Annotated in this window: 12 protein-coding genes; 4 read left to right on the forward strand and 8 right to left on the reverse strand. The window is 66.5% G+C overall.

The window, feature by feature from the left end; all coding sequences use genetic code 11:
* The first annotated feature begins 5 nt into the window (after positions 1 to 5).
* Positions 6 to 1781 (forward strand): M61 family metallopeptidase, encoded by a 1776-nt coding sequence (locus ACE039_RS24500; RefSeq protein ID WP_485823549.1) that lies wholly within the window; start codon positions 6 to 8, stop codon positions 1779 to 1781.
* A 44-nt stretch (positions 1782 to 1825) separates the two neighbouring features.
* Here the strand turns inward: ACE039_RS24500 and ACE039_RS24505 are convergent, their stop codons facing one another.
* The 5 genes from ACE039_RS24505 to ACE039_RS24525 all read right to left on the reverse strand — a co-directional run bounded on the left by ACE039_RS24505 (position 1826) and on the right by ACE039_RS24525 (position 6182).
* Entirely contained in the window at positions 1826 to 2788 is a 963-nt protein-coding gene (locus ACE039_RS24505; RefSeq protein ID WP_105559602.1) for a Bug family tripartite tricarboxylate transporter substrate binding protein, read from the reverse strand.
* A 36-nt stretch (positions 2789 to 2824) separates the two neighbouring features.
* Positions 2825 to 3523 carry a 3-oxoacid CoA-transferase subunit B gene (locus ACE039_RS24510; protein WP_485823550.1) on the reverse strand — a complete coding sequence of 233 codons (699 nt, stop codon included), beginning with the start codon at positions 3521 to 3523 and terminating at the stop codon, positions 2825 to 2827.
* 1 nt (position 3524) lies between these two features.
* A complete protein-coding gene (locus tag ACE039_RS24515; protein ID WP_485823551.1) occupies positions 3525 to 4190 on the reverse strand; it encodes a 3-oxoacid CoA-transferase subunit A in 666 nt (221 codons plus the stop codon).
* Positions 4191 to 5159: a Bug family tripartite tricarboxylate transporter substrate binding protein gene (locus ACE039_RS24520; protein ID WP_485823552.1), complete on the reverse strand. Its 969-nt coding sequence runs from the start codon at positions 5157 to 5159 to the stop codon at positions 4191 to 4193.
* Between the two features lie 72 nt (positions 5160 to 5231).
* Entirely contained in the window at positions 5232 to 6182 is a 951-nt protein-coding gene (locus tag ACE039_RS24525; protein WP_485823572.1) for a LysR family transcriptional regulator, read from the reverse strand.
* 114 nt (positions 6183 to 6296) lie between these two features.
* Between ACE039_RS24525 and pcaD the strand changes: the two genes are divergently transcribed.
* Positions 6297 to 7094, forward strand: a complete 798-nt coding sequence (gene pcaD / locus ACE039_RS24530) for a 3-oxoadipate enol-lactonase (protein WP_485823553.1) — start codon at positions 6297 to 6299, stop codon at positions 7092 to 7094.
* A gap of 22 nt (positions 7095 to 7116) precedes the next feature.
* Here the strand turns inward: pcaD and ACE039_RS24535 are convergent, their stop codons facing one another.
* Positions 7117 to 8019, reverse strand: coding sequence for an NAD(P)/FAD-dependent oxidoreductase (locus ACE039_RS24535; protein ID WP_485823554.1), 903 nt, complete (start codon positions 8017 to 8019; stop codon positions 7117 to 7119).
* 123 nt (positions 8020 to 8142) lie between these two features.
* Between ACE039_RS24535 and folB the strand changes: the two genes are divergently transcribed.
* Both folB and ttcA read left to right on the forward strand, forming a co-directional pair.
* Positions 8143 to 8502: a dihydroneopterin aldolase gene (gene folB, locus ACE039_RS24540; RefSeq protein WP_006217044.1), complete on the forward strand. Its 360-nt coding sequence runs from the start codon at positions 8143 to 8145 to the stop codon at positions 8500 to 8502.
* A 2-nt stretch (positions 8503 to 8504) separates the two neighbouring features.
* Positions 8505 to 9518, forward strand: a complete 1014-nt coding sequence (gene ttcA, locus ACE039_RS24545; RefSeq protein WP_485823555.1) for a tRNA 2-thiocytidine(32) synthetase TtcA — start codon at positions 8505 to 8507, stop codon at positions 9516 to 9518.
* A gap of 66 nt (positions 9519 to 9584) precedes the next feature.
* Here the strand turns inward: ttcA and ACE039_RS24550 are convergent, their stop codons facing one another.
* Together ACE039_RS24550 and ACE039_RS24555 are read right to left on the reverse strand one after the other, a co-directional pair.
* A complete protein-coding gene (locus ACE039_RS24550; protein ID WP_448710252.1) occupies positions 9585 to 10541 on the reverse strand; it encodes a D-2-hydroxyacid dehydrogenase family protein in 957 nt (318 codons plus the stop codon).
* Between the two features lie 63 nt (positions 10542 to 10604).
* On the reverse strand, positions 10605 to 11405 hold the full coding sequence (locus ACE039_RS24555; protein ID WP_105559594.1) for a DsbC family protein: 801 nt from the start codon (positions 11403 to 11405) through the stop codon (positions 10605 to 10607).
* Between the last annotated feature and the right edge of the window lie 97 nt (positions 11406 to 11502).

Consider the following 11502-nt stretch of genomic DNA (forward strand, 5'->3'; position numbering starts at 1 on the left):
GAAGCATGAAAAAACCAGATGCCGCTTTTCCGATACTTTACCGCCTTGCGCCGTTCGATCCGGCAGGACACCGCTACCGGATAACCCTAACCATCGACACGCCCTCTCCGGAAGGCCAGCGCCTGTCGCTGCCGGCGTGGATTCCCGGCAGCTATCTCATCCGCGATTTCTCGCGCCAGATCGAATCCCTGTCGGCGCATGCCGGCACGCGGCGCGTGAATGTCGACAAAATCGACAACCACACGTGGCAGGCCGCACCGTGCGACGGCCCGCTGCGCGTCGAATACGAGGTCTACGCCTGGGACCTGTCGGTGCGCGGGGCGCATCTGGATGACAGCCACGGCTTCTTCAATGGCACCAGCGTGTTCCTGCGCGTGCACGGCCAGGATCACCTGCCCTGCCTGTTGGATCTTGCGCCGCCGCGCGGGCTGGACGGTTGGAAGGTCTACACCAGCCTGCCGGAAGCCCGCGGCCATCGGGGCGCCGCCCGCCGCCACGGCTTCGGCCTGTACCTGGCGCCTGACTACGATGCGCTGATCGATCACCCCGTGGAAATGGGCACGCCGCACGTGGCGACCTTCACCGCCCACGGCGCGGAACATGAACTCGTATTCACCGGCGTGACGCCGAACCTGGACCTGGCCCGCATCACGGGCGACGTGAAGAAGATCTGCGAAACGCAGATCGAATTCTTCGAACCGCGCACGAAGCGCGCGCCTTTCCTGGACAGCACCGACCGCTACGTCTTCATGACCATGGTGACGGGCGACGGGTACGGCGGTCTGGAGCATCGCGCCAGCACCGCGCTGATGACGTCGCGCAAGGACCTGCCGGTGGTGGGCCAGCAAGGCCAGGGCGAAGGCTACCGCGGCTTTCTGGGCCTGGTCAGCCACGAGTACTTCCATACCTGGAACGTCAAGCGCATCAAGCCGCAGGCCTTTGCGCCCTATCACCTGGACCAGCCCGACCTGACGCGCCTGCTGTGGGTGTTCGAAGGCTTCACGTCCTATTACGACGACCTGCTGCTGTTGCGTTCCGGCGCGATCACGCAGTCCGACTATCTGCGCCTGCTTGCCAAGACCATCACCAGCGTGGCCCGCACGCCGGGCCGCGCCAAGCAGTCGGTGGCGGAAAGTTCGTTTGACGCCTGGACCCGCTATTACAAGCAGGACGAGAACTCGCCCAACGCGCTGGTCAGCTACTACACCAAGGGCGCGCTGGTGGCGCTGGGCCTGGACTTGCTGATCCGACGCGACAGCGCGGGCCGACATTCGCTGGACGATGTGATGCGCCTGCTGTGGGACCGCTATGGACGCGACTTCTATCAAGGCCATCCGCAGGGCCTGCCCGAAGACGGCTTGCCCGCGCTGATCCAGGAGGCCACCGGGGTGGATGCCCGCCGCTTCATCGCGCGCCACGCCTACGGCACGGCCGATGTGCCGCTGGCCGAACTGCTGGCCGCCGAAGGCATCACGCTGCAATGGAAGACAACCGCCAACATCCCGTCGCTGGACGTGCGCACCCGCAAACAGGGTGACTCCCTGCTGCTGGCCACCGTGCTGGAAGGCGGCGCGGGCCATCAGGCCGGCCTGTCGGCAGGCGATGTGCTGGTGGCGGTGGATGGGTTGCGGGTGGATGCGCCCGCCGGCCTGGACCTGCTGCTGGCGCAATACCGCCCGGGCGACCGCGTGACGGTGCATGTGTTCCGCCGCGACGAGCTACGTGCGTTCCGCGCGAAGCTGCGCGCCCCCGAAGCGCTGGACTGCGTGTTGACGGTGTAGCGCGGCGCGACGGAGTCTTGCAACAGGGACCCGCCGGTCCCTGCTTAATTCAGCTTGGCCCCCGAGACTTCCACCGCTTTTTTCCACGTCTCCAGTTCGCGGTCGATATGGCTGGCGAATTCGGCCGGCGTCGAACCCACCGTTTCGTAGCCGTAGCCCGCCAGTTGTTGCTTTAACGCCGGTAGCGCCACGGCCTCGGCAATGCCGCGGCTTAACGCGTTGACGACGTCGGGCGGCGTGCCCGCCGGCGCCAGCACGCCGTACCAGCCGTTCACCACGAAGCCCGGCACGCTTTCCGCCACCGTCGGCACGTCGGGCAACAAGGGCGAGCGGCGTTCGCCCGTCACGGCGATCGCCTTCAGTTTGCCCGCCTGCACCTGCGGCAACGACGTGGAGATGCTGTCGAACATCAGCGACACCTCGCCGCCCAGCAAGGCGACGACCGCCGGCCCACTGCCTTTGTACGGCACATGCATCATGTCCACGCCCGTCTGGCTCTTGAACATCTCGGCGGCCAGATGGCTGGTATTGCCGTTGCCCGCCGACGCGAAACTGAGTTTGCCGGGGTGGCCCTTGCCATAAGCGATCAGTTCCGGAATGGTATTGGCCGGCGTGGACAAGGGCGCGGCGACCAGCATGGGCAACGTCGCCACCAGCGAGACCGGCGCGAAGTCGCGGCGGGTGTCGTAAGGCAAGGACGGGTACAGGCTGGGATTGATGGCATGCGCGGCCAGCACCATCAGCAATGTGTAGCCGTCGGGTTTGGCGCGCGCCAGTTGCGCGGATGCGATGGCGCCGCCCGCGCCCGGCTTGTATTCCAGCACCACTGGCTGGCCCCACTTCTTCTGCAGTTCCGCGCCCAGCGGACGGGCCAGCATATCGGCGCTGCCGCCCGGCGGATACGGGATCAGCAGGGTGACCGGTTTGTCGGGATACACGGGCGCGGCCTGCGCGGGGCCCAGGGACAGGGCGCCGAGCGACACGGCGATCAGAAGGGAACGGATCATCAGGGATCTCCTTGGCCCGCAAGCGGGCGCAAACCGTCAGGCGTAGCGCGGTGCGCCCGCCAGGTCCAACACGATGACGCGCGGCGTTTGCGGGAAGTTCAGCGGCGCATCGGTCACGGAGCGCAGGAAGGCCGCGCTGATGCCCGCTTTCATGGCGTAGACATTCAAGCCCCCGGGCGTCACATCGATCACCGCCAGGTCGGTATAGATGCGCGTCACCACGCCCTTGCCCGTCAGCGGATAAGTGCATTGCCGAAGCACCTTTGGCGTGCCGTCACGGCCGCGGTGTTCCATCGTGACCAGCACCTGCTTGGCGCCCACTGCCAGGTCCATCGCACCGCCCACGGCGGGAATGGCGTCGGCCGCATCGGTCTTCCAGTTGGCCAGGTCGCCGGATGCAGATACCTGGAAGGCGCCGAGCACGGCGTAGTCCAGATGGCCGCCGCGCATCATCGCGAACGACACGGTGTGCTCGGTGATGGACGCGCCGTCCAACAGCGTGATCGGCTGGCGGCTGGCGTTGATCAGGTCGGGGTCCACGTTGTCGCCGCTGGCGGCGGGACCCATGCCCAGGATGCCGTTTTCGCTGTGCAGCAGGATGTCCTTGTCGGTGGGCAGGTAGTCGCCCACCAGCGTCGGCATGCCGATGCCCAGGTTGACGATGGAGCCGTCGGGGATGTCGCTGGCCAGCAACTGCGCGATCTGCTGGCGGGTCAAGCCGATAGTGTCTTGCATGTCAGGCCTCCACCCGCACCACGGATTTCACGAAGATGCCCTGCGTCATGACCTGTTCGGGCACGAACGAACCCAACGGCACGACCTCGTCGACCTGCGCGATGGCGTGGGCCGCGGCCATGCACATCACGGGGTTGAAGTTGCGCGCCGCGTGGCGGTACATCAGGTTGCCCCAGCGGTCGCCAAGGTGCGCGCGGATCAGCGCATAGTCGCCGCGCAGCGGGTGTTCCAGCACATAGCCCACGCCGTCGATCACCTCCTGGCGCCGGCCGGCGGCCAGTTCCGTGCCGTAGCCGGTGGGCGTGTAGAACGGCCCCAGCCCGGCGCCGGCCGCACGCAAGCGCTCGGCCAACGTGCCCTGCGGCACGCATTCGAGTTCCACCTCGCCGGCACGGAACGCACGCGCGAACGCGTCGGAATTCGGCGGGCGAGGATGCGAGCAGATGATCTTGCGGACTTGCTTGCGGATCAGCAGCGCGGCAATGCCCCGCTCGAACGTGCCCGCATTGTTGGAGATGATGGTCAGATCGCGGCGTCCCGATTCCGCCAGGCATTGCAGCAGTTCGTAGGGCACGCCTGCTTCGCCAAAACCGCCCACCAGCACGGAGGCGCCGTCGGGAATAACCGCCACGGCCTCTGCCATGGATGCTTGAATCTTGTCGATCACTTATTGCTCCTGCGCCAGTCCGGCCGTATCCACGATCTGTTTCCAGCGGGCGCGCTCCTGGTCGATGAACGCACTGAACTCGGCCGGCGTATTGCCGCCCGCCTGCCCGCCCATGGCCTTGAAGCGGTCGCTGATTTCGGGGCTGCGCACCACGTCGCGCGTCGCCGCGTAGAGCTTGTCGACGACGGCCTGGGGCGTGCCGGCCGGGGCGACCAGGCCGAACCATGCCGTCACCACCATGTCCTTCACGCCCGCCTCGGCCATGGTCGGTACGTCGGGCAATTCGGCCAGGCGGCGGTCGCTGGTGACGGCCAGCGCGCGCAGCTTGCCGGACTGGATGAAGGGCATCGAGCTGGGCAGGTTGTCGATCATGAAGGTGAACTGCTGGCCCAATAGCGCGGCAACCGCAGGGCCCGCGCCCTTGTAGGGCACGTGCGTGCCGGGAATGCCGGCGCGCTGCTTGAAGAGTTCGGCCGACAGGTGCGGCGACTGTCCCGCGCCGGAGCTGCCGAACGACACCTTGGCCGGGTCCTTCCTGGCCAAGGCCAGCAGGTCGGCAACCGAGCGTGCTGGCGAGGCTTCATTCACCACCAGCACGTTGGGCACTGATATCACCAACGTCACGGGCGCGAAATCGGCGGGTTTGTAGGGCAGCGTCTTGTACAGGGCGTAGTTGATCGCGTTGGGGCCGATGTTGCCCATCAGCAAGGTGTAGCCGTCGGGTTTGGCGCGCGCCATCGTCTGTGCGCCGATGATGCCAGCGGCGCCCGCGCGGTTCTCCACGATGACCTGCTGCCCCAGCTTGACGCCCAGCTTGTCGGCGATCAGCCGCGCAGCGATGTCGGTGGTGCCGCCGGGCGCGGCCGGGATGATGAGGGTGATCGGCCGTTCAGGCCAGGCGGCATGGGCCTGGCCTGCCACGACGAATGCCATCGCGCCGGCAGCCAGCCAGCGATGCACGTGCAACATGCTTGTCTCCCGACGTGATCATTGATTGATCAACTTGTGGAGACAGAGTGTGTGCGCGACGCGGGCAAATGCCTATTCTGCAATCTGGAGGGCGGCCTTCGCCTGAGGTGAACGCAGGCCTTGGGCTTGCGGCTTTGCCGCGGCCTCTTCCTGCAGCGCGTGCCACAAGCGGTTGGCCACGGGCCCCTGCGGGCGGTCGCTGCGCCGGGCGGCGGCCAGTTCCTCGACGCTGCCCGGCAGATGGCGGCTGGCGATCGACACCAGCCTGCCGTCGCGCAATTCGTCTTCGATCAGGAACCGCGGCAGATGGCCCCACCCCATGCCTTGCAGGATGACGTCCTTTTTCATGAGCTGGTCCGGCACCGTGCATTGCGGTGCGCCATCCACCATGAAGTAATCACGCGGCGGGGTATGGCGAGCGGTGTCGCGCATCACGCATTGCGTGGCCTCGCGCAATTGCCGCAAGCTGACGGCACGGCCTCGTGCAGCGGGAAAAAACCCGGGCGCGGCCACCGGAATGAACGGCACCTTGGCCAGGTCCAGCCATTCGATGCGCGGCTCTTGCTTGTCGACGCGGTGCAGGATCAGATCCGCGTCGCCATCCAGCAGGCGCTCCGCCGGGCCGCCGACGGCTTCGAAGTGCAGGTGCAGGCGCGTGCCGGGGCACTGCGCGGAAAAGCGGTTCAGCACCGCCAGCATCCACGGCCGCGGGCACAGGTCGCCGATCACCACGTGCAGATCGCTTTCTTCGCCCATCGCCAACTGCGCGGCATGCGTGCGCAGGCCTTCCAGTTCGCGCAGCAGGCCTTGGGCACGGCGATGAAAGGACTGCCCCGCCGGCGTCAGCCGCACGCGATAGCCGCTGCGGTCCAGCAAGGCCAGATCCAGCTGGCGTTCAAGCTTGGCCACGGCCGCGAACACGGCGGGATGCGAACGATGCAGCGCCTGGGCGGCGGCCTGGAAGCCGCCCGCCCGCGCCACGGCGTCGAAGCACTGCAGATCGTGCAAGGTGAAGTCGCTGATGAGGGCCTCCAGTGTCTTTTTTTCTGACAAGGATCGTCCAGACTTTGTAATTTCTTATCGAACGGCACGCAACTACGATTTGCCTCATTCTTTCCCTGACAAGGCAGATACCGCATGCAAGACCTCTCGTTTTTCACCACCGGCGACGGTGTCCGCATCGCCTACCGCCTTGATGGCGCCGCCGGCTTGCCCGTGCTGGTCCTGTCCAATTCCATCGGCACCACGTTGCACATGTGGGACGGCCAGATTCCCGCCCTTTCCCAACATTTCCGCGTGCTGCGCTACGACACGCGCGGCCACGGCGCATCGGGCGTGCCGGCCGGCGCCTATTCGATGGATCGGCTGGGCCATGACGTCGTCGAATTGCTGGACGGCCTGGCCATCCCGCGCGCGCATTTCCTGGGGTTGTCGCTAGGCGGCTTTATCGGGCAATGGCTGGGCGTGCACGCGCCGGAACGCATCGGCCGGCTGGTCCTGGCCAACACGTCGGCCTACCTGGGGCCCGCGCCGCAATGGGACGAACGCATCGCCGCCACGCTGCGGGCGGCCGACATGACCGATACCGCCGAGATGTTCCTGGGCAATTGGTTTCCCGCCCGCATGCTGCAAGCCGGCGGCCCGGTCATCGACGCGTTCCGCGCCATGCTGATGGCCACTGACAAGCACGGTTTGGCGGGTGCGTTCGCGGCGGTGCGCGACGCGGACTTGCGCCGCACCATCGCGCTGATCACGGCGCCGACCCTGGTCATCTCGGGCCGCGATGACACCGTGACGGCCGCCAGCCATGGCGCGGCCATCGCGGCCACGGTGCCCGGCGCCCGGTTGCTGGAGCTGCCAGCGGTGCACCTGTCGAACATCGAATTGCCTGCGCAATTCGTGGACGCGGTGCTGGGGTTCCTGCTGGCGCGCTAGTGGCGGGGCGCGCCGGGGTGGCTTATTCCCCTGCCCGCTCCCAGCGCCGCTGGATGGCCTTGGCCGCCACGACCCCGTCGGCCATCGACGTGACGACGCAGGGGTGCATGCGGTGGGCCACTTCGCCCACGGCGTAGATGTCGGGCACGCTGGTTTCGGCGGTGGCGACATCCGTGCGGATGTAGCCACGATCGTCGCGGGCCAATCGCAGGCCGTCGGCAAAGGCGGCTTGCGGCTCCCAGCCGTAAAAGACCAGGATCAGGTCGTAGGGCTGGCCGTCCACGCTGCGCCGGACGGGATCTACCTGGTAGGGGCCGATGCGCACGCCTTCGCGGCCGGCGCGCGTCACCCACTGCTGCTGGGCGCGAACGCTGCGGGCATACAGATGCACGGCGCGGGCGCCACGATTACGCACATAGACGTAGTTTTCTAACGCGTTGTCGCCCCCGCCCAGCACCGCGACCGACAGGCCGGAGTAGTCCTGCGCGACGATGGGGGACCCCGGGCCGATCAGCACGCCGGGCCACGTCGCTCCCGGCGGGTGGTCCGGCAAGCCCTTGGCGCGCACGCCGGAGGCGATCACCAGCGTGCGTCCGCGCACCTGGGTCTGGCTGCCGTCCAGGCCGGTCAAGGTAGCCTGGATGCCGCCCTTGCAGGGCAAGACGCCAGTCACGCGGGTTTCCAGGCGCAGCGGCACGCCGGCCGCGCGCACGCTGGTGTCGATGTTGGCCGCCACCTGCTGGCCGGTCACCCCGGGCAGCACGGCGATCCAATCGTCGGCGAACGGGTTGTCATTGGCCAGACCGCCCAGGCGGGGGCCGGCTTCGACCAATAGCGGGGACAGACCCAGCCTGGCCAGCCACAGGGAGCAGGAAGCGCCGGCCGGGCCGCCGCCTACAATGACCGCATCGTGCATCTGTTGCATTTCACCCCTTATTGACTGCGCCGGCGTCGTGAAGACGCCCGGACATGGCCGAATTGTAGCCAGCGCGCCGCCCCCGGCCTGCTGTCGCCTTACAATCCCGCCTGTCCCACCCAGGTTTCCATCATGCCCACACGCCGCATCATCCTTTCCGGGCTTGCGCTCGACGCCCGCATCGGCATCCTTGAACACGAGCGACGCGCCACCCAGCCCTTGCACGTCGACGCCGAGTTCGACGTGGACATCCAGCGCTCGGTCGACGACCACGATATCCACAGCGTGCTGGATTACCGCCGGCTGCGCGAAGCCATCGTCGAGGAATGCACGCAGGCGCATGTGAACCTGATCGAAACCCTGTCCGAACAAGTCGCCGCGCGCCTGCTGGCCGACTTCCAGGAAATCCGCTCGCTGCGCCTGCGCATCAGCAAGCCCATGGCCTTCTCCGACTGTGCGGCGGTGGGCGTGGAAATCCAGATTACCCGTTGACCATGAACGATATCGCTCCCCCCGGCATCCGCTTCCGTACCGAAGCCGACGAAAACGCAGCCCCCACGCCGCGCGCAAAAGATGCGCTTGCTGCGGAGAAGGCCCGCTACGAAGGCAACAAGCTGACCAAGCGCCTGGCCCGCGAGACGACGCGCGCGCTGTCCGACTACAACATGATCGGCGAAGGTGACCGCGTCATGGTCTGCCTGTCGGGTGGCAAGGATTCCTATGCGATGCTGGACATCCTGCTTCAGCTGCAAAAGCGCGCGCCGTTCAAGTTCGAGCTGATCGCGGTCAACCTGGACCAGAAGCAACCGGATTTCCCCGACCACATCCTGCCCCAGTACCTGAAGGAACTGGGCGTGCCCTTCCATATCGAAACGCAAGACACGTATTCCATCGTGACGCGCGTGCTGGAAGAGGGCAAGACGATGTGCTCGCTCTGTTCGCGCCTGCGCCGCGGCATCCTGTACCGCGTCGCGTCCGAACTGGGCGCCACGAAGATTGCGCTGGGCCACCACCGCGATGACATCCTGGCCACCTTCTTCCTGAACCTGTTCTACGGCGGCAAGGCCAAGGGCATGCCGCCCAAGCTGGTGTCCGACGACGGCCGCCACACGGTGATCCGCCCGCTGGCCTATGTGGCCGAAACGGACCTGATCGCCTACGCCGAACTCAAGCAATTCCCCATCATCCCGTGCAATCTCTGCGGTTCCCAGGAAAACCTGAAGCGCAAGGAAGTGGGCCGGATGATCAAGGATTGGGACAAGCAGCATCCTGGCCGCTCGTGGAACGTGTTCAACGCGCTGTCGCGCGTGGTGCCGTCGCACCTGATGGACCGCGACCTGTTCGACTTCGTGGGCCTGAAGCCCACGGGCGTGCCGGACGCCAATGGCGACACGGCGTTTGACGCGGTGGATCCCGACGAAGACGGCGACGAGGCGTGTGGCGACACGCCGAATGCGCTGGAACCGGGCGCGATCATCGAAAAGAAGGTGACGTTCACGCGCAGCTGATGTAACCCGTTGCGCGCAAAAAAATGGCCGCGTCATTGCGGCCATTTTTTCGCGTGCGACGCATGCCTACGCGTTCAGCACGCGGATCGGTTTGCCCGCCTGGAACGCCTTCACGGCTTCCAGCGCGTTTTGGTAGAACGCCTCGAAGTTCTCGCGGCTGACATAGCCCAGATGCGGGGTCAGGATCACGTTATCGAGATCGCGGACGGTGTCGGTGGGCGATAGCGGCTCTTCCGCGTATACGTCCAGGCCCGCGCCCGCGATACGGAACTTCACCAGCGCGTCCATCAGCGCTTCCTGATCCACCAGGCCGGCGCGCGACGTGTTCACCAGATAGGCGGTGGGTTTCATCGCGGCCAATGCGGCGGCGTCGACCACATGGCGGCTGCGGTCCGACAGGATCAGGTGCAGGCTGACGACGTCCGACGTTGCGAAGAGTTCGTGCTTGTCCACCCGCTTGACGCCAGCAGCCTCGGCGCGCTCGTCCGTCAGGTTGGGGCTCCAGGCCACCACGTCCATGCCGAACGCCTGGCCCACCTTGGCCACGGCAGCGCCCAGCTTGCCCAGGCCCAGCACGCCCAGCCGTTTGCCGGCCAGAGGCTCGGGCATGGCGGTTTGCCACATGCCGCGGCGCATGGCCGCGTCTTCGGCGGGCAGGTGCTTGAACAGGCCCAGGATGTGCGCCCAGGCCAGTTCGGCCGTGGCGGTGCTGGCGTCCGCGCTGCCGGGCGCGCCGCACACGACGATGCCCTGCGCGGTGCAGGCCGGCATGTCGATCGCGTTGTTGCGCATGCCCGTCGTGACCAGCAGGCGCAGCTTGGGCAATGCGCGGATGCGCTCGGCGGGGAACGGCGTGCGCTCACGCATGGCCACGATCACGTCGAAGGGCTCAAGCGTGGGCTCGACCTGTTCGTCAGGGATGAAGTTGTTGAAGATCTGCACCTCGGCGCCGCCGCCCAAAGAGGTCCAATCCGCATAGCGCCGGGCTACGTCGTGGTAATCGTCGAGAATTGCGATTTTCAAGTGGGGTCTCCGGGTGGCGTGGCGCTAGCCGCGCCAGCCTACCCGGCCGGCGCGCGGCGCCGGTCAGTTCAAACGGGCATTGAGTTGGTCAAGCGGGATCGCCCCGCTGACGCGCGAACCGTCGGCGAAGAACAGCGTCGGCGTGCCGCGCACCATCAGCTTGTGGCCCAGGGCCAGCAGCTTGTCTTCCGGCACGTCGCAACGGGCGGTCGCGGGCTTCTTGCCGCGCACCATCCAGTCGTCCCATGCACGGCCCTTGTCAGCCGCGCACCAGACGTCACGCACCTTGTCCTTGGAATCAGGCGACAGGATCGGGTACATGAAGGTGTAGACGGTGACGTTGTCCAGGTCTTCCATCGTCTTGCGCAACTGCTTGCAATAGCCGCAATTGGGATCTTCGAAGATCGCGACCTTGCGCGAGCCGTCGCCCTTGACCTGCTTGATGGCCAGGTCCAGCGGCAACTGGTCGAACGAGACGGCGCTGAGCTTTTCTTGCGATTCGCGGGTAACGTCGCGGCGCGTCATGGCGTCGATCAACGGCCCTTCCATGACCCAGGTGACCTTTTCGTCCGTGTAGATCAGGTCCATGCCCAACTGCACTTCAAACAGGCCATAGGGCGTGCGGCGCACGGCCGTCACATCCATGCCGGTGAACCGCTGCTGGAAACGTTCCTTGACGGCATCCGCAACGGGATCGACCTGCGTGGTCGAAACGCTTTTTTCGTCCTTGCCAGGCTGACCGACGGACTGCGTGGACACGGACTTGTCGCCCTTGGCGGGCGCCTGCGCCAGCGCCGTGGCGGACAACCCCAGGCCACCGGCCAGGAAACAAGCCGCCAGCGTGGCGGAGATGCGGAAGTTCATCAGTACTCCTGTACTTATCGTGTTCTTTGGACGCAAGCGTAACGCATCCCGGCAGTGCCGGCGGGGACGGGTCCGAACGCCGCGCGAATGCCTGTCA

It is taken from the genome of Achromobacter maghribensis (assembly GCF_057334215.1).